This window comes from Romboutsia sp. MSSM.1001216sp_RTP31141st1_G3_RTP31141_220114 (assembly GCF_039031195.1).
GTDB classification, from domain to species: Bacteria; Bacillota; Clostridia; order Peptostreptococcales; family Peptostreptococcaceae; genus Romboutsia_C; species Romboutsia_C hominis.
Window position 1 is genome coordinate 497,613 of the sequence record NZ_JBCIUO010000001.1, and the last position, 20,279, is coordinate 517,891.

Below are 20,279 nucleotides of genomic sequence, written 5' to 3' on the forward strand. Positions count from 1 at the left end.
TAAAAAAGTCATTAATAATAAAAAAATATATTATAATTGGAGTAAAAAATGAACAATAATAAGTACAAATATAAATTAGAATCACATTTGAAAAGTTTGTGTGATACAAATAAAGAATATATAAATTTATATTCTTCTTGGGAAATAAATAAGAAAACATATTCAAATATATTAAGTACAGTCCAAATGTACTATCCACATTATAGCTTACATGAAAAAAGTCATTCTGAAAATATTATAACAAATATAGAGATGTTATTAGGTGAAGACAGAATAAAAACATTATCTCCAACAGATACATGGCTAATATTAAACTGTGCATATATACATGATTTTGGTATGGTTTTATTGCATTCAAATATAGAGAATGAATGGTTAAGCAATGAATTCAAAGAATACATTGATGACTTATGCGAATCAAAGAATTCTATTGATAGGGATCTGAAAGAAGCAGTTTTATATATAAAAAATATAAAAGATAATATTGAAGATGATTTATTTTTACTAAAAATTAAAAAGTATGTTACAGAAGTTGTATCATCCTATTATAGAGGAAGACACTCTAGTTTAACTCGACAATATTTAAATAACTTAAAGGAATGGAATTTAGATTTATCTCAAAATGGTCTTATACACAATAGGCTTATAAATTTAATAGGTGATATATCTTTTTTGCATAATCAAAATTTTGAGGATGTAATGAAATTAGATTATAGATCTAATGGATATAACTCTGATTATATTCATCCGAGATTTGTAGCTGAAATGATTAGAATAGGTGATTTACTAGATTTAGACAATGGGAGATTTAATGAATATATAGAATTAGTTATAGGGGATTTACCAAAGTTATCAAAAATTCACAAAGAAAAACATAAAGCAACTAGTCATGTTTTAATAACTCCTATAAGCATAGAGTTTAGGGCAGATTGTAGGGGTGAATTTTCAAATGAAATTTATAGAGAAACAAGAAGCTGGATAAAATGGTTAGAGGATGAAATAAAAGATATTGCTATTAATTGGTCTGATATTGTACCTAGAAGCTTAGGAGGATATGCTCCTAAAATAACTAGAAAAGAATTATTGGTTAATGGTAAATCAGATATAGATAATTTGGTTGATTTAAAGTTTAGAATTTCACAAGAAAAAGCATTTGATATAATAGAAGGGTCAAATTTATATGAGGATAAGATAGTCTTTTTAAGGGAATTTATACAAAATGCATTAGATGCTAGTAAAATTAAACTATGGAGAGATTTAAAACTAGGAATTTATGATTTCTTATTATTAGAAAAATTAAAAAAGGATGAGATTAGTTTAGATATTTTATCAAATCTAATGCCATGCGATATAGATGAAAGAATTTATAAAAATTACAAGGTTGTAATAAATATTGATAGTAATAATAGTGATAAAATTAGAATAATGGTTAAAGATAATGGCATTGGCATAAATATAGAAACATTAAAATCAATGTGTAAAGTAGGTAAGAGTAATGCAGATCTAAAGCATGAAATTAATGAAATGCCTAAATGGTTAAGACCCACGGGTAATTTTGGAATAGGTATGCAATCAGCATTTTTGGTGGCAGATAAATTTAAGGCTTATACAAAAAATGATAAAAATTCAATATTAGAAATAGAGTTTGAGGATGCTAGGTCAGGATATATTAGTGTAAGAAGTAGTGATTACGAAATAAAAAGTGGCACAGAAATGCATATAGAAATTGATGAAATTAAAAAATTTAAGTTTGATGTTATTAGGAAAAATAGATTAAGTAATTATATGGAGAATGACTATGATCCTTTTAGCAACGATAAATCATCTATATATTATATATTACATTATATAGAAAATAATGTTGACACAAATATATTTCCGATAGAAACATATGTGAATAGTAGAAAAGAATTAGAACTTCATAACTACAATCAATATAAGTTAGAGGAGATGATATATAACTACGAAAATTATATGTATAATATATCTAGTGAAAATGGAATTATGAAGGCTTGGGATAAAGAACATTGTATATATGCTGAAATTACAATGGGCCAACATTTAGGAACTATAAATAGAGGTACAGTAAATATAAGTTTTAAAGGATGTGCAGTGAATAAAGCTAAAATTCATCTAAATTCAGGGTTTAATATTTATTTAGATATATATGGGCTTAATACAAAAAATACGCTTAAGTTGGATAGAAGTGATTTGACTGATTTAGGAAAAGATAAAGTATATGAAATTCTAGATAGTATTATAAAATTGTATTTAAATATACTGAAGGAAAAGATAAAGGACAAAAAAATTAAAAATATTAATGTGATAAATTACTTAATATTAGCTGATAGATATTTAAACAATTTTAAGATAGAGGATTTTAAAGAATATATAAATAATGAATTCTATAATTTTAAAGTCTTAAATAAAAAAAATGAGAAGTTTGAAATAGCTGGTAAAGGTGTTGTAGATATTTTATTATCTTACCCTAAATTAACATATATAAATAATTTAATTGAAGATTTTAGAAATATATATGCTGAAGATGGTGAAGAATATAGATACAAAGAAATAAGAGATAGAATAAATAAAAAGATAGATGAAGAATATTTAAAATCTAAAGATTTTATTGTAATAGATGAAACGCTTATAGAATGTTTGAAGTTTAAGGAAAATTTAAGTGATATATATGTAATTGAAAAAGATGAGGAAAATAATAATGATATATTAATTACAACAAATAATAATGAATATAAGAGTATAAGCGTTGATAAAAACACTAGAAAATATTTTATAAGTAATTTAGCAATTGATAAGGAGAAATTAAGTAGCAGAAGGGTGGGATTATCCTATTTAAGGTGTGCTATACCAGCAATTGAAGGCTATGAAAATTTAATTAAAGGAAATTATGGTAATATATATTGTAAAATATCTAACTGCTATAAGATAATATCACCTATAACCTCAAAAGATATGAACAAAATTAAAAATTATAGAAATAAAGAATCATTTATAGCAGATATAATAAACAGAGAGGACTATAAAAACTTAGTTAAGTTTGTTTTAAATAATAACATATCAAATGAAAATATTACAGTGGAGGATATATCCATAGAATATGAAAAATTAATAGGTGAATATTTTGATATATTAAACCAATAGCAATTAATCGACTTTGTATATCATAACTTGCTCAGAACGTGCGGAACTTGAAATTATCTGTCAAGTTAAGTATGAATGCTATTATTAAAATTAAAGTCGTGGGTATTATTCTTGTGAATTCTCTCCACCATTTAAATCCACGAAAAAGGTATTGACCATATTTAGTCAATATCTTTTTTATTTTGAAAATTATTGAAATAAAGTATTATTTGTATTACTATATATAATACAAATGATACTTTATTTTAGTTTAAAATTATTTTAAAATCGAGGTGGTTTTGATGATTATTAATTTAAATTTTGAAAGTGAAGTTCCTATTTATTTACAACTTAGAAATGAGATTGTAATAGGAATTGGTAAGGGGGAATTTATTCAGGGAGAAGGTATTCCTACTGTTAGACAAATGGCTGAGGATTTAGGGATTAATCCTATGACGGTTAATAAGGCTTACGGACTTTTAAAAAGAGAAGGTTTTATCACAATTGATAGAAGGCATGGGGCTAAGGTTAATTTACTTTCTGGTGGAAAGTTGGAGTTTAAGGAAAAGTTAGAGGAAGACTTGAATTTGGTTATATCAGAGGCGAGTATCAAAGGTGTAAAAAAAGAAGAGTTTATGGATATGTGTGAGAATATATTTAGTATGATGAAATGTGTGTCTTTAGATAGCAAATAGGGGGAAAGAAAATATATGAAGAATTTTATCTTAATGCCTGCATTTATTATGATTACAATTGTGGTTTATTTTACAATGAAGAGTGCAGCTAAACCAAGAAGAAATATATTGTTTGGAGTTACTCTTCCAACTGAAGCTTTAAGTAATGATGCTGTTTTAAAGATGATTGATGATTATAAGAGAATAATAAATATATTTATTTTAGTAATCATATTAACTGGATTACCAATAGCTTTTATAAATAAGGAACTTTTATCAGTTTTATATTTGCTTGCTTGGAGTTTAGTTACGGCAGAATGGCTAGTTAAGCAACCTTATATAAATATGAATAGAAAGCTTAAAAAGTTGAAGAAAGATAATGAATGGTTTATTGGGGAAAAAAGAGTTGTAAGTATGGATACTAAAATTAGTAGGTTAAAAGATAAGATGCCTATATCTAATAAGTATATTCTTATACCTTTTGGTATATCTTTGATTCCACTTATTATATCTATAGTTAAATATGATGAAGATTTAAAGTATGCAACTTTTATAGCAGTTATATTAATGGCTGTATTAGCATTATTATATTTTGTAGGATTTAGAGGTAGTAATAAGCTTAGATTAAAAGTGTATAGCAAAAATAGTGATATTAATTATATTTTGAATAAAGAAGAAAAATATTTAAATTCAATTGCTTGGTTTATTACATCTTTAACTTCAAGTATAGTTTTCTTGTTTACATATTTAGTAATTTATGAAGTTATTAATGTAAGTTATTACGTTATAACTATTATAGCTATTTTAGGGGCTATAGTTACTTTTGTAGTATATATTTATACTAATAATAGAATAAAAAGTTTAGAAGAAGAGTTACTTAAAATAGATAAGGAAGTTATTTATACAGATGATGATGAGTATTGGATAGATGGATATAAATATTATAATGAAAATGATTATAACTCAAAAGTAAATCCTAGATTTGGATTTAATACATATACTTACAACTTAGCTACTAAAAAAGGTAAAATATCATATTATTCAGGATTTATAATATATGCAGTGATTTTTATACCATTATTTTTTAATTTATCAAGTATGGAACTTACTGATCATAAGATTAATATATCAAGTGAAAGTATAAGTATTGATTACCCTTATTATGATTATGAATTTAGTGTTAATGATATAGAAGATATTAAATTAGTCGATGAAGTTAGTTTTAAACTGAGAACTAATGGTATAGGCACTGATGAATATTGTAGAGGCAATTTTAAATCTAGAGAATATGGAAAGTGTAGAGTGTATATTTACAATAATAGTAAACCATATATCATTGTAAAATTGAAAAATAACTATTTTATATATAACGAAAAAACTAAAGATGAGACTATGGATGTATATCATCAGTTAATAGAAAAATTATAAAATTAAACCACACTAAATTTATAGATATTTATCAAAACTGCTTGTGCTAATAATATAAAACTACAAAATAATTTATAGGATATATGGATAGGAGGAACGATTCGTTCCTCTTTGTTTATGCGGTAAATTTATATGTTCATAGTATAGATGATAACATAATGATGAAAGTTTATTTAAGAATCGTTACCAATCTAATAACTTAGAAAAATATATATAGCTTATAATGTAAAAATATAAAGACTATAAAAGGAGGTTATTATGGAAAGTTATTTTACAATAGGAAATAATATCATAGAAGGAAAGAAATTTTACCTATACGTAGTATTTTAGAAACTATTGCATTTTCTAGTAATGCCATGTATGTATCATTACCTATGGTAGATACTTCAGAAGGTTTAAATTCAGAATTAGGACCATTTTTAGAAGGTGGAGATGTTTTAGTTCTTTACAAAACAGTTTTTGTAGGAAATTCAGGACAAGCATCAAATGACAATGGATATAGATGGTTAAAATCATTTTTAGGACATTTTGGTTATAATGTAGTTCAAGTTCCATTAAAAAATAATGTGCTACATTTAGATTGCGCATTAAGTTTGGTAAGAGATGGACTAATGATTGTATGTGAGGAAGCTTTAATAAATGGTATTCCAGAGGAGTTAAAAAATTGGGATAAGATATCAGTGCCTTATAGTGATGTATCAAGATTAGCTGTAAATTGATTGCCAGTTAATGATTCAGTATATATTTTAGATCCGGAGTTTGAATATATAGGAAAATAACTAATTAGTAAGGGGATAACTGTTGAATATATTGATTTTGAAATTTCAAGAAGCCTTAGGAGGATCATTTAGATGTAGTACACAGCCATTATTAAGATATTAAACAGTGATAAAATGAATATTTTAATAATGGTACTTAGAAAAACTTAATCGTGGGTATGAAATAAAAAAGTTATTAGTAATTTGCTAATATCTTTTTTTATTTTAATAATATTAGCGTAAATATATATATATTTAGCAATAGAAAATAGAAAAATATTTTACAAGAAAAAATTTATATTTTATAAAGATAAGCATTTAATTTCATATTGGTTTTACATTAAAACATTATAATATTTATAAAGACAAATATTAGGAGGGGAATATATGAATAAAAGTAAATTAAAAAAGGGAGTTACACTATTATTATCAGCTATAACTATATTTTTAATAGTGGGATGTACAAATTCAGAAAATAGTAATCAAAATATTTCATCTAGTAATATTTTTAAAGAAATGAAGACTAAAGATATTAATGGGAATACAGTAGATAGTTCTATTTTCTCAGAAAAGAAACTTACATTAGTTAATGTATGGAATACAGGGTGTACCCCTTGTATAGATGAAATTCCAATATTAGATAAATTAAATAAAGAGTATGAGAAAAAAGGTGTTTCAATAAAAGGATTATTGTTAGAGTCAGGAGTAGGATTAACTGAACAAGAAAAATCAGTAGTAGAGGAAATATTAAGTAAATCTAAATCAAGTTATCAACAAATTACTATGTCAAAGAATATGTTAGAAAATGATATTTTTAAAAATATAGATGCATTTCCTACGACATTTTTTATAGACAAGGATGGCAATATTGTAGATCAAATAGATGGTTCTAATGATTATGAAGGATGGAAATCTAGAATAGAAGATGTATTAAAAAAGGTTGATGTAAATGAGTAAATTTATAAAAAAAAATAAAATTGGCTTAGCTTTAATAACTTTAGGCATGTTATCATTATTTCTTGGCATTCATAGAGGTGAGCACTTAACTGTAGCCAAAAAATCTAATATTATATGTCTTGAATGCATAGGAATTGGATAGGGGATAGCTATGAATTTAATAATCAAAATAAAATCTAATTTTAGACTAATTTTTCAAATTGTATTTACAGCTTTAACTAACGGTTACTTACTAGGATATATGAATGGTAAGATATATAAAGGGGATAGTAAAAAACTATGTGTGCCTGGGCTAAATTGTTATTCATGTCCAGGTGCAATAGCATCTTGTCCAATTGGATCTCTTCAAGCAGTACTTGGAAGTAGAGATTTTAAAATTTCATTTTATATAATTGGATTTTTAATGATTATAGGTGCATTTATCGGAAGATTTGTATGCGGTTGGCTATGTCCATTTGGATTAGTCCAGGATTTATTATATAAGATTCCCGGAATTAAGAAAATAAAAAAGGTACCTAATGATAAGTATCTAAGGATTTTAAAATATATTATATTAGTAGTATTTGTAATTATATTACCATTATCCATATCTAACTATTCAGGTGATGGGAAGCCATGGTTTTGCAAATTAATTTGTCCTTCTGGGACACTGCTTGCAGGTATACCGCTTATATCAATGAATAGTTCACTTAGACGTATAATAGGACCTCTATTTGCTTGGAAAATGCTAATTTTAATAAGTATTATTGTTTTATCGATTAAGATATACAGACCATTTTGTAAATATATATGTCCTTTAGGAGCTATATATGGTTTATTTAATAAATATTCTATTTATAGATATGAAATAGACTACAATAAATGCACTAAATGTAATTTATGCCATAAAAAATGTGATATGAATGTAATTGTGCATGAGACACCAAATAGTGTAGAATGTATAAGATGTGGAAAGTGTATAGACGTATGTCCTAAAAATGCAATAACAACTACTTTTTCTAAATCTAAAGGTTTAAATGAGAAGTTAAATATTTAAAATTTACTAATGGAAAGTATAATATATTAGATTATGTTTTGTCTATATTAATTAAAATAATAATGAGGTTATTAAAAGTGAATGCAAAGATATTAATTGTAGAAGATGAAAGAGATATAAGGGAAGGAATAAGTGAATATTTATCTGAGGTTGGATATGAAGTTATGGTAGCCGAAGATGGACAAGAAGGAATTGATTTATTTAAGGGAAGTAAATTTGACTTAGTAGTATTAGATATAATGCTACCAAAATTAAATGGATTTGGTGTTTTAAATCAAATTAGGGAAATAAGTAATGTGCCAGTAATGATGTTAACTGCTATGAGCGATGATTATACTCAAATTATGAGCTTTAATGAAAAGGCGGATGATTATATAACTAAGCCTTTCTCTGTAATAATACTTCATAAAAGAATAGAGGCACTATTAAGACGTAGTCAAGATGTAGAAAATACAAACAAATGGGTGTATAAAGATATAGAGGTAGATTTCTTAGGTTTTTCAGCAAAAAAGCAAGGAGAATCAGTAGATTTAAAGCCAAAGGAAATTAAATTATTGGAGCTATTATTAAAATATAAAAATCAAGTATTAACTAGGAGTCAAATATTAGATAATTTATGGGATATTGATGAAGCTCCAACTGATCGTGTAATAGATGTGTATATTAAAAACCTTCGTAAGAAGTTGTTGATAGACTGTATTGTAACAGTTAAAGGAATTGGATATAAGTTTGAGGAGCAGATATGAAAAAATTAAAGCTATTTCAAAAAACTTATTTATTTACAATGATATTAATGGGGATAATAATTATTATCTCTCATACTTTACTATATATGCTATTACCTACATTTTATATTAATAAAAAGCAACAAGACTTAGAGAATATTAGTAGGCAATTGATAGAAAAGTTAGAAGACAGTGATGAAAATGCTAGTAAGAGTATAGCAAAAGATTTTGCTAATAGATATAATGTTAATATTTCATTAACCATAAAAGATGAAACCTCCGTATTTGAAGGTATTAAGCAAGCTGATGTGTATATAGAGCCAGAATTAATTAATGAAAAATCTTTAATAATTCCTGAAGTAGAAAAAGATATAAACTCAGAAGGACTAAAGAATTTACCTAATGAAATAAAACAAAATGCTAATTACTTAAAGGCAAAAGGCAACTCAATAATTACTAATAAAAAATTTAATACATTAGATAATATAAATGGATCCGTAAAAATTGTAATGGATTTACAGTCTTTTAAAGAAGCTAGAAGTGTTGTATTTATGATATTACCATATTCTATAGGGATAAGTTTAGTTATTTCACTATTTGCATCATACGTTTATGTAAAAATAATAACTGATCCAATAAAAGAAATATGTGAAATAACAAAAGAAATGAAGGACTTAAATAAAGATGTTTATTGTAATATAAATACAGGTGATGAAATAGAATTATTAGCAACCAATATAAATAGTTTATATAAAACCCTTTGGAATACTATACATTCTTTAAAACAAGAAATTGAAAATGTAAGTAAATCTGAGCAAAGTAAAGTAGATTTTTTAAGAAGTGCTTCTCATGAACTTAAGACACCTCTTATGAGTATTCATATAATGTTAGAAAATATGATGCTTAATATTGGGAAATATAAAAATCATGATGTTTATTTACCTAAATGTAAGGATGCAGTGGTTGATTTAAGTAACATGGTTCAAGAGATACTAGATACATCAAGGCTAAATACTTTAAGTGAGCATAGTGAATATAAAATTATAAACATAAAAAATGTATTAGAGAAAACTATAGAGCCATATAAAATCACAGCAAAATATAAGAATATTAACATGAGCGTTGATTATTCTAATTCATTAAATATAAATACAGATGAAAGTTTATTAAAGAAAGCTTTATCAAATATTATTTCTAATGCAGTAAACTATACAGATTCAGGAAAAAATATAAATATATACTTTAACAACAATTCATTGATTATAGAAAATGAATGTGAGCCAATTTCAAAAGAACATTTAGAGCGAATATTTGAAGCTTTTTATAGAGCGGAATTTGATAGAAATAAAAATACTGGAGGAAATGGATTAGGTCTATATATTGTTAAGCAGATATTAAATACATTAGATATACCATATTCATTTGATGCTACTGAAACAGGTATGAAATTTACTATGACTTTTAAATAATATAATCGTATAGAAACTATTAAAGAACACTTAGCAGTGTTCTTTTTTTATAAATAGAAGAAGAAATATATAAAATACACATGATTAGTTATTTAATTTTATATTTGTTTCACATTGGAATTATATTATTTAGCTATAAACAAAAGAAATATTATTTAAGGAGGAGAAATAATGGACGTACTAAAGAGAGCTTGGTTATATATAACTAGGAAGAAGAAGAAAAGTTTAATAATGCTATTTATATTATTTGCAATAGCTACAGCTATATTAAGTGGTATAGCAGTAAAAAAAGCTACAAATATAGCAAAAGAGAATGCTACCTCAGGGTTAAGCAACTTCTTTAGTATAAATTCGCAAAGAATTTCAAGAAAAACTATAGAAGAGATATTAAAAATTAAGGACATTAAAAACTATAATGCATCAATAGATGGTGGAGGAAATATTGATGGGCTTAAAAAAGTAAAGCCAACTAAAGAAGCACCATATGACTATGAAGGATTAGAAAAAACTTTTATAGCAACTGGAAATGATAATACAGAATCAGATCTTAAGTTTGTTAATAAGAGTATTAAATTAGTTGAAGGAAGGCACATAAAGCCTGGAGATAAAGGCAAAGTGCTAGTACATAAGAGTTTAGCTAAACTTAATAATTTAAAGATAGGCGATAAATTAACTATAAATAAAATGCATGGAAGAGATAGTCATGCAGTTCCAGGAAAAGGTCAAGATCAAATGACACTTGAAATTGTTGGTATATTTGATAATGTAATAGAAGAAGCAGAAAGAGAAGGTACTTATTTAGATTTAATAGAAAATTATTTATTAACTGATAATAATTCTATACAAGAGTTTTATGGATATACAGATAATGATGATGTATTTTATACAACAAGTTTCTATGCAGATAAGAATACTAATATAGATTCTGTTATATCTAAGGTAAAACAATTACCTATAAACTTAAATGGTGCAAGAATCGACAAGAGCGGGGATATATTCCTTGCATTATCTAAGTCATTTGAGACAATGGATAAGATTGTAAATATGATGTTAATCGGAAGTACAGTAATTGGTGTAGTTATATTATCACTAATATTAACATTCTGGATTCAAGGAAGAATTCATGAAACTGGAATATTATTATCTATTGGAGTTTCGAAGTTTAAGATAATAGCACAATATATAAGCGAATTATTGATAATTAGTGTATTAGCATTTAGTTTATCATATTTCTCAGGACAATTAATAGCTCAAAATGTTGGGGATTCATTAATGCAAAAGGCAGCAAATGAAACTGTACAAAGTATAAAACAAGAAGTTGGATTTGCTTTAGGAAATGACCCTGACACTAAGATGCTTACTCACACATCAAAAGATATAGAAGTTAAAATAACTCCTAAAGAAATGGTCTATGTATGGGCTGTAGGATCAGCAGTTATAACTGCATCAGTAGCTATATCATCATTATCTATAATACGTTTAAAACCAAAAGAAATATTATCTAAAATGAGTTAGGAGTGAAGGATATGTCTATTTTAAAATTAAATCAAATTGATTATTCATATAAAAATGGAAAAAATGTATTAAAAAATATAAATATGGAGTTTGAACAAGGTAAGTTCTATACAATTTTAGGTACATCAGGAGCTGGGAAAAGTACATTATTATCCTTATTAGCAGGATTAGATGAACCTAAAAATGGTCAAATTTTATTCAAAAATACAGATATAAAAGAAAAAGGATATGAATACCATAGAAAAAATAATGTATCTTTAGTTTTTCAAAATTATAATTTAATAGATTATTTAACACCATTAGAAAATATAAAAATAGTAAACCCTAAAGCTACCGAAATGGATTTAGAGGTACTTGGACTAAAAGAAGAAGAGATAAATAGAAATGTTTTACAATTATCAGGAGGGCAACAACAACGTGTTGCAATAGCAAGGGCACTAGTTGCTAATTCACCTATAATATTAGCAGATGAGCCAACTGGAAATCTAGATAGTGATACGGCAAGTGAGATTGTAGAAATATTAAAATCAAGTGCACATGAACATGGAAAGTGTGTAATTGTTGTAACTCATAGCAAAGACATGGCTAAAGAGGCTGATGTGATATTAAGATTAAAAAATAGAGATTTAGTAGAAATTTAAATTTATAAAAAGGAAGATTAATTATGAGAAAATATAGTAAACAAAATAAGAATTTTATAGTTGTAGTATTATATGTTATATCTTCAATTACAGCTATATATACATTATTTAGTATATATAATTCATATATATACATTTCGGGACTTGTAAACAACAATGGTTTAGTTATAAGTGAACAGTTAATGAGTGTTGTATCTTATTATATAAATGCATCTATGCCATATGTATTTTATACTATAGCTATTTGGGGGATAGGTTATATTATATATAAGCTAGATAACTTAAAAATGTATGAGACAAATAGTGAAGATAATCAGGTAGAAAAGGATATTAATATAGAAGGAGGTGAGGAAGATTTAGATTCTTTTATAAATGAATTGAAAAGCGATAACATTCAATAATAAATGAAAAGCTAATAAATCATATAAATAATGAATGTAAGATCATATACAAGAAATAAATAATAGTTAAGAAAATAGTAGATATGATTTATGAGGATCGTCTTTACCATTGAAATACACGAAAAACGTATTGACTTAATTGTCAATGCGTTTTTTATTTTAGTTATTATAAATAATACAAATTGAAGTCTATAATGAGCTATACTTTGTAACAACTATATTAGATTATATAGAAGATGATGTACTTGAAAAACATATTATTGAAAGTGTAATTAATGGACATATATTACTTATAGATATATTAATTGAAAATAAAATTTTAAATAAATGGACAGAGTCAGATAACTAAAAATTAATCTATATTGAACTTAACTCCCATGCCTAAGATGAATTTCTTGGGCATGGGAATTTCTCATGAAATTAAACCACATTAAATTCATAGATATTTATCCAAACTGCTTATGCTAATTGAATATCACTATTAATGACATATATATTATAGTCTAAATCATGATAGCTACTTTAAAAGTAAATTATTAAATGAATTGTATAATAGTGAATTATACTAAAAAAGAATTTATAGAATGAATAAATTTGCTATTTATTTTTAAAGTTAATATAGTATAATATAGTTGTAAGAAAAATAAAAAGAAATCACAATCTAGTCATGTAGAGTAGTGATTTCTAGTATAAATTATTTTTATTTAATTTAAAGTAAAACTTTAAACCACTTTTTCTACGGTTAATAGATAAGTGGTTTTTTATTTTATAAGGAGACATAAAAACTTAGAATAAGCAATTACATAATTAAGCGTAAAGACTCTACAAAAAACATATCAAAAAACAAGAGGAGTAAAATATGAAGGAAGAAATAACAAAACCATTAGGAGAAACAACTTCAGAAAAAATAATAAAGTTAATAGTAGATGAAAACCTAAAAATAGGAGACAAATTACCAAATGAATATGAACTAGCAGATAAATTAGGTGTAGGTAGAAGTACAATAAGAGAAGCGATAAAAGCATTAGTATCAAGAAATATACTAGAAATAAAAAGAGGTTCAGGAACATTTATAAAATGTGGGGTAGCAGATGATCCATTAGGATTAATGTTTGTAAAAGACAAACTAAAACTAGCAGTTGACTTATTAGAAATAAGATTTATGATAGAGCCTAAAATAGCAAGTTTAGCAGCTATAAATGCAACTAAAGAAGATATAGAAGAGCTATCAAAATTATGTGATGAAGTTGAAGAACTTATATTAAATGGAATACCACATATGGAAAAAGATATAGAATTTCATACAGCAATAGCTAGAAGCAGTAAAAACTTAGTAACAACAAGTTTAGTTCCAATAATAAATAAATCTATAGCAGTATTTATAGACGTTACAAATACACAATTAAAAAATGAAACAATAGAAACTCATAAAGAGATTTTAAATGCAATAAAAAATAAGAATGCAAATGAAGCACATGATGCTATGTTACTTCACTTAGCATACAACCGTAGAAATATAAATAGGATAGTAGCTGAAAAAAATTAAATAAATAAAACAAAAATACGTCTGATTAATCAGATGTATTTTTGTTTTTATATTTAATTATATGCTGATTAAAACTACTTAAATACCTTAGGAAAAAGTTTTTACGAAAAAAATAGATAAAATATTGTAAAAATACGTCAGACGTGTTAATATTAAGTAAAGAAAGACGTCAGACGTATTATAAAAACCAATAAGGAGAGTAGGATATGATTAGTCAAGAAGTTAGAAAAATAGCTCCTGAAATGGATCCTTTAAGGAGAGGTATGGGATGGAGTGTAGATGATTTATCTAAGCCACAAATAATAATTGAAAGTACTTTTGGAGATAGTCATCCAGGAAGTGCACACCTTGATATATTTGTAAATCAAGCTATTAAAGGTGTTAATGAACTTGGAGGAAAAGGTTCTCGATTTTATGCAACTGATATATGTGATGGTCAAGCACAAGGCCATGATGGAATAAATTATTCTTTAGCATCAAGGGATACACTAGCAGCGTTAATAGAAATACATGCAAATGCAACACCTTTTGATGGTGGAGTATTTATCTCAAGTTGTGATAAGGGTGTTCCATCTCATTTAATGGCAATAGGTAGAGTAAATATCCCATCAATAGTTGTTACTGGTGGTGTTATGGAAGCTGGGCCTAATTTACTTACATTAGAGCAAATAGGAATGTATAGTGCTATGTATCAAAGGGGAGAAATAACAGAAGAAGAGTTAACATATTACAAGCATAATGCATGTCCTTCATGTGGTGCATGCTCATTTATGGGAACAGCCTCAACAATGCAAGTTATGGCAGAAGCATTAGGATTAATGTTACCAGGAAGTTCTTTAATGCCAGCAACATGCAAAGATTTAGAAGATGTAGCTAAAGAAGCAGGACGTTATGCTGTTAAGTTAGCTAAGTTAAATTTAAAGCCAAGAGATATAGTAACTTATAAATCTTTTGAAAACGCTATTATGATTCATGCAGCAATCTCAGGTTCAACTAATTCATTATTACACATACCAGCAATTGCACGTGAATTTGGAATAGACCTTGATGCAAATGAATTTGATAAAATACATAGAAATATACCGTACTTACTAGACATCAGACCTGCTGGAAAATGGCCAGCAGAGTACTTCTACTATGCTGGCGGAGTTCCTGCAATAATGGAAGAAATAAAAGATTATTTACATTTAGATGTTATGACAGTTACAGGAAAAACATTAGGTGAAAACTTAGAAGATTTAAAAACAAATGGGTATTATGAAAAGTGTGATGAGTATTTAAGTAAAGTTGGATTAAAAAGAGAAGACGTAATACGTAAAAATACAAATCCAATAGGTGACAATGGTGCAATAGCTATACTTGGAGGTAATCTAGCACCAAAAGGAGCCGTTGTTAAGCACTCTGCAGTTCCAAAAGAAATGCACAAAGCTATATTAAAAGCTAGACCATTTGATAGTGAAGAAGAAGCTATAAATGCAATATTAACAAAAGCTATAAAGCCAGGTGATGCAGTTATCATAAGATATGAAGGTCCAAAAGGAAGTGGAATGCCTGAAATGTTTTATACAACAGAAGCTATATCATCAGATGAAGAATTATCAGCGAGTATAGCATTATTAACAGATGGAAGATTTTCTGGAGCATCTAAAGGTCCTGCAATAGGGCATATATCACCAGAAGCTGCAGTAGGGGGACCAATAGCTTTAGTTTGTGAAAATGATTTAATAGAAATTGATATACAAAGTAGAACGTTACAAGTTATAGGAATTAATGGCAAGGAATGTAGCTTAGAAGAAGTTGAAAAAGTATTTGAAGAACGTAGAAAAAATTGGGTTCCTAAAGAGGAAAAATACAAATCAGGAATACTAAGCATATATTCTAAAAATGCAGTTGATCCAATGTTAGGTGGATATATGAAATAATTAAAAATTAATTATAAAATGGGGGAAAAATATGTTAACTGGACCATTATTAATAGGTGTATTTTTATTAGCAATCGCTATATTACTAGTTTCAATAATAAAGTTTAGACTTAATGCATTTATAGCATTATTAATAACATCATTAGTAACATCTATTTTAGTTGGAATGCCAATAGGAGATATAGCCTCTACTATCTCAGGTGGATTTGGATCTACATTAAGTGGAATTGGGATAGTAACTGGATTAGGTGTAATGTTAGGAAAGTTTATGTTTGAATGTGGAGCAATAGAAACTATATCTAATGCAATACTTAATAAGTTTGGTGAGAAAAATAGTCCAGCAGCAATAGCTATATCAGGATTTTTAACTGGTATACCAGTATTTGGGGATGTAGTGTATATAATGTTTGCACCTATGTTAAGAGTTTTATCTAAAAAAACTAATATATCAATGGTAACATTTGCATGTGCAATATCAGTAGCAACAACTTGTACATATTCATTAGTAATACCTACACCAGCACCACTTGTTGTTTCAGAAAGTTTAGGAATTGATGTAGGAATATTCTTTGTATATGCAATTTTAACAGCTTTTGTAGCAACAATTACAGGTGGTATATTATATGGTAAGTTTTTAGATAAGCAAGATAAGAAAAATGGACATTTCTATACTTTTGAAGATATAGAAGAGATAGAAGATGAATTAGAAGCAACTAAAGAAACTAGACCTATGCCATCTTTTATGAAGTCTTTATCAATATTATTAGTTCCAATAATGCTTATACTTTTAGGTAGTTTTGTACCTTTAGCATTAGGAGATAACAATTCGATAGTACCTTTAGTTAAGTTCTTAGGAGATAAAAATGTTGCAATGTTGATAGGTGTTATATATGCAGCGCTTATATCAAAACCATATATAACTAGAAGTATATCTGATATTATGAATGACGCAGCTGACCAAATTGGTCTTATATTACTAATAACTGGAGCAGGTGGAGCTTTCGGAAAAGTTTTACAAGCAACAGGAATAGCAGATTATATAGCTGGTTCATTATCACAATTTAGTATACCAATATTACTACTTTGCTTCTTAATATCTCAAATTATACGTTGTGCACAAGGTTCAACAACAGTTGCGCTTATGACAACAGCATCTATATTAAGTGGAACAATAGCAGCAAGTTCTGTATCTCCTATATTATGTGCAATAGCAATATGTGCAGGTGGAATAGGTTTATCACTTCCAAATGATTCAGGATTCTGGGCTATAAGTAGATTCTTTAAAATATCAGTTCAAGACACTATAAGAGGTTGGACAGTAGGTGGATTTATAGCAGGTTTATCAGCACTTGCATTTATATCTATACTATCTTTATTCCAAAACGTTTTACCAGGTCTTTTGTAATTAGTTTTTAAATAAATGGGAATCTCAAAATTAATATATAATTATTTGAGATTCTCTTTTTAAATATATAAATTTAATCGGAGGAATTTATTATGAAAAAGATGAAAGTTTTAAAAGCACTACAAGAGTGTGGCGTAGTTGCTGTTGTTCGTGGAAATACAAAAGAAACAGGAATAAACATTGCAAAAGCTTGTATAAAAGGAAATGTAAAAGCAATAGAAGTAACGTATACTAATAAATTTGCAAATGAAATAATACGTGAATTAAGTGAAGAATTTAAAACTCAAGACGATGTAGTAATAGGAGCAGGAACAGTACTAGACCCTGAAACTGCGAGACTTGCTATATTACAAGGAGCTGAATATATAGTATCACCATCATTTAATTTAGAAACTGCTACTTTATGTAATAGATATAAAGTAGCTTACATACCAGGAGTTATGACTATAAATGAAATAGTTTTAGCACATGAAAGTGGAGTCGATGTTATAAAATTATTCCCAGGAAGTGCATTTGGACCAAGCTATATAAAAGCTATAAAAGGACCACTCCCATATGCAAATGTAATGGTAACTGGAGGAGTTAACATAGATAACTTAGATGCATGGATAAATGCTGGAGCTGATTTAGTAGGAATAGGTGGAGAGTTAAATACTATCGGAGAAGAAGGTAAATTTGATGAAATAACATCAATATGCAAAAAATATATAGAAAAATTAAACAAAGCAAGAGGATAATAGAATGAGAGTAGCTGGATTTGGGGAAATAATGCTTAGACTAGCAACTAATAAAGGTTTTATGATATCTAATACAAACAACTATAATGCAAATTATGGTGGTGGAGAAGCAAATGTTTTAATATCTTTATCAAAGTTTGGAATAGATACAAAAATGATAACAAAAGTTTCTAATAATGACATTGGAGAAGGAATCATAAATTATTTAAATAGCCATAGAGTAAATACTAGCCAAGTTCAAAAAGGTGAAGAAAGAACGGGAATATACTTTTTAGAAGTAGGAAGTGGAAATAGAGCATCAAAAGTAATTTATGATAGAGCAAACTCAGCATTTAGTAATATGAAAGTTACTGATTTAGATATAGAAAAAGCTTTAGAAGATGTAGATTTATTTCATTTTTCAGGAATAACTTTAGCTTTATCTAAAGAACTAAGAGAATTAACTATGAATATACTAAAGCATTGTAAAAAGAACAATATATTAGTAAGTTATGACTCAAATTATAGAGCAAAGCTTTGGACTATAGAAGAAGCAAGACAAGCTACATTAGAGATATTGCCTTTCGTAAATATACTATCAGCAGGGATATTAGATGCTGAAAATATATTAAAAATGAATTGTGAATATGAAGATAAGTATGAAAAGTTAAGTCATTATTATAATGAAATAAATAAGATTTATCCAAATATAAATCATATGTTTTCATCCATAAGAACTATACAGTCAGTATCAGTAAATACTTTACAGTGCAATTATTATACTGAAGGGAAGTTTTATACATCTAAAGAATATATTATAGATGATATAGTAGATAGAGTAGGTGGAGGGGATGCCTTAACTGCTGGAATACTATATTCTATATTAAATAATAAAGAAGCTGAGTACCTGGTAGAATTTGCAACCGCATCATCAGTTTTAAAGCATAGTATATATGGAGATGCAAACTTAGTTAATGTAGATGATGTAGAAAACTTAATGCAATATGGAGCTGGAAAAATAGCTAGATAATCTATATTTTTATATAGAGAATCGTGGGTATTATTGTATAGCAAAGTAAAGTTGAAAAATAACTATTGTATATATGGTATGATGACAATGGAAGAATGATTATATGACTAAATAAAAGTAAATTTTACTCCCATGCCTAAGATGAATCTCTTGGGTATGGAAGTTTCTTATAAAATTAAACAACACTACATTCATAGATATTTATCCAAACTGCTTGTGTTAATAATATAAAACTACAAACCCATACAGCCTTAGTACTTATAGCAATAGATATTAAAGTCCCTGGAATAGCTCCTAATGCAAAAGAGAAAGTAAGACATGTAAAAATAATTAACTTTCTTATAGAATCTTTACTTTTTTCGTCTAATGCACTATATAATAATTGACCAACATTTCTAATATTTCCTGTACATATAGTTGTGTTAAATGCAATACCAAGGCATTCTCTAAATAAACACAGCTGATATCCCATAAAAAAAGAAACTAGATTAGTAACAATAATATCCGGGAAAGAAGTAGGTATGAGTCCTATAAAGAATAGTGCAATTGCTTCTAAGATTAGGGCTAGTTTTCTCCAATCTCCTTTAAATTTATGTATTACAAGTAGAGCTTTAACTAGTTCACTAAATGCAGCACCTAATATACAAGCAACAATTGGAATAAAGTAGCTTAGTGCACCTTGCCACTGACCAAGTGCTATGTTAATTCCTAATTTAGACATATTAGCAGTGTGCATATTAGCTAATATATGATGCCTTGTAATGTAGGTATATCCATTCATATACCCTCCAACAATGGTTACTATCATTATAAATATAGGCTTTTCCCAAGGAGGGACTTTCTGTTTTATTTCATTGTTTTTCATATAATTTTACCTCTTAACATGTGAATATCACTATTAATTACATATATATT

Annotated in this window: 18 protein-coding genes; 17 read left to right on the plus strand and 1 reads right to left on the minus strand. The window is 27.0% G+C overall.

Annotation, left to right across the window (positions count from 1 at the left end; translation table 11 throughout):
* The first annotated feature begins 48 nt into the window (after positions 1–48).
* The 17 genes from ABCP60_RS02590 to ABCP60_RS02670 all read left to right on the plus strand — a co-directional run bounded on the left by ABCP60_RS02590 (position 49) and on the right by ABCP60_RS02670 (position 19,364).
* Positions 49–3,162, plus strand: coding sequence for an ATP-binding protein (locus tag ABCP60_RS02590; RefSeq protein ID WP_343101177.1), 3,114 nt, complete (start codon positions 49–51; stop codon positions 3,160–3,162).
* A gap of 281 nt (positions 3,163–3,443) precedes the next feature.
* Entirely contained in the window at positions 3,444–3,836 is a 393-nt protein-coding gene (locus tag ABCP60_RS02595; RefSeq protein ID WP_343101433.1) for a GntR family transcriptional regulator, read from the plus strand.
* Between the two features lie 15 nt (positions 3,837–3,851).
* Positions 3,852–5,243, plus strand: a complete 1,392-nt coding sequence (locus tag ABCP60_RS02600) for a PH domain-containing protein (protein ID WP_343101178.1) — start codon at positions 3,852–3,854, stop codon at positions 5,241–5,243.
* A 356-nt stretch (positions 5,244–5,599) separates the two neighbouring features.
* Positions 5,600–5,962: a hypothetical protein gene (locus tag ABCP60_RS02605; RefSeq protein ID WP_343101179.1), complete on the plus strand. Its 363-nt coding sequence runs from the start codon at positions 5,600–5,602 to the stop codon at positions 5,960–5,962.
* A gap of 426 nt (positions 5,963–6,388) precedes the next feature.
* Positions 6,389–6,958, plus strand: coding sequence for a TlpA disulfide reductase family protein (locus ABCP60_RS02610; RefSeq protein WP_195237016.1), 570 nt, complete (start codon positions 6,389–6,391; stop codon positions 6,956–6,958).
* Positions 6,951–7,100: a CD1871A family CXXC motif-containing protein gene (locus ABCP60_RS02615; protein ID WP_275890807.1), complete on the plus strand. Its 150-nt coding sequence runs from the start codon at positions 6,951–6,953 to the stop codon at positions 7,098–7,100. The genes ABCP60_RS02610 and ABCP60_RS02615 overlap by 8 nt, the downstream gene beginning before the upstream one ends.
* A gap of 9 nt (positions 7,101–7,109) precedes the next feature.
* Positions 7,110–7,994 (plus strand): 4Fe-4S binding protein, encoded by an 885-nt coding sequence (locus tag ABCP60_RS02620; RefSeq protein ID WP_195237017.1) that lies wholly within the window; start codon positions 7,110–7,112, stop codon positions 7,992–7,994.
* Between the two features lie 62 nt (positions 7,995–8,056).
* Complete coding sequence (locus ABCP60_RS02625) at positions 8,057–8,740, plus strand: response regulator transcription factor (protein WP_166506232.1); 684 nt, start codon at positions 8,057–8,059, stop codon at positions 8,738–8,740.
* Complete coding sequence (locus ABCP60_RS02630; RefSeq protein WP_343101180.1) at positions 8,737–10,188, plus strand: HAMP domain-containing sensor histidine kinase; 1,452 nt, start codon at positions 8,737–8,739, stop codon at positions 10,186–10,188. The genes ABCP60_RS02625 and ABCP60_RS02630 overlap by 4 nt, the downstream gene beginning before the upstream one ends.
* A 171-nt stretch (positions 10,189–10,359) precedes the next feature.
* Positions 10,360–11,703, plus strand: coding sequence for an FtsX-like permease family protein (locus ABCP60_RS02635; protein WP_343101181.1), 1,344 nt, complete (start codon positions 10,360–10,362; stop codon positions 11,701–11,703).
* Between the two features lie 11 nt (positions 11,704–11,714).
* Positions 11,715–12,344, plus strand: a complete 630-nt coding sequence (locus ABCP60_RS02640; RefSeq protein WP_343101182.1) for an ABC transporter ATP-binding protein — start codon at positions 11,715–11,717, stop codon at positions 12,342–12,344.
* Between the two features lie 23 nt (positions 12,345–12,367).
* Positions 12,368–12,745, plus strand: a complete 378-nt coding sequence (locus ABCP60_RS02645; RefSeq protein WP_195237022.1) for a hypothetical protein — start codon at positions 12,368–12,370, stop codon at positions 12,743–12,745.
* 859 nt (positions 12,746–13,604) lie between these two features.
* Positions 13,605–14,291: a FadR/GntR family transcriptional regulator gene (locus tag ABCP60_RS02650; RefSeq protein ID WP_166505173.1), complete on the plus strand. Its 687-nt coding sequence runs from the start codon at positions 13,605–13,607 to the stop codon at positions 14,289–14,291.
* 206 nt (positions 14,292–14,497) lie between these two features.
* The gene (gene ilvD, locus ABCP60_RS02655; RefSeq protein ID WP_195237023.1) at positions 14,498–16,213 is read left to right on the plus strand and encodes a dihydroxy-acid dehydratase; all 1,716 of its coding nucleotides are present in this window, start codon (positions 14,498–14,500) and stop codon (positions 16,211–16,213) included.
* Positions 16,214–16,244: 31 nt separating this feature from the next.
* Positions 16,245–17,618 carry a gluconate:H+ symporter gene (locus ABCP60_RS02660; protein WP_343101183.1) on the plus strand — a complete coding sequence of 458 codons (1,374 nt, stop codon included), beginning with the start codon at positions 16,245–16,247 and terminating at the stop codon, positions 17,616–17,618.
* 92 nt (positions 17,619–17,710) lie between these two features.
* Entirely contained in the window at positions 17,711–18,355 is a 645-nt protein-coding gene (locus tag ABCP60_RS02665) for a bifunctional 2-keto-4-hydroxyglutarate aldolase/2-keto-3-deoxy-6-phosphogluconate aldolase (RefSeq protein ID WP_092926426.1), read from the plus strand.
* A 4-nt stretch (positions 18,356–18,359) separates the two neighbouring features.
* The gene (locus ABCP60_RS02670; protein ID WP_092926424.1) at positions 18,360–19,364 is read left to right on the plus strand and encodes a sugar kinase; all 1,005 of its coding nucleotides are present in this window, start codon (positions 18,360–18,362) and stop codon (positions 19,362–19,364) included.
* Between the two features lie 175 nt (positions 19,365–19,539).
* Here the strand turns inward: ABCP60_RS02670 and ABCP60_RS02675 are convergent, their stop codons facing one another.
* Positions 19,540–20,229, minus strand: a complete 690-nt coding sequence (locus tag ABCP60_RS02675) for a YoaK family protein (protein ID WP_343101184.1) — start codon at positions 20,227–20,229, stop codon at positions 19,540–19,542.
* Between the last annotated feature and the right edge of the window lie 50 nt (positions 20,230–20,279).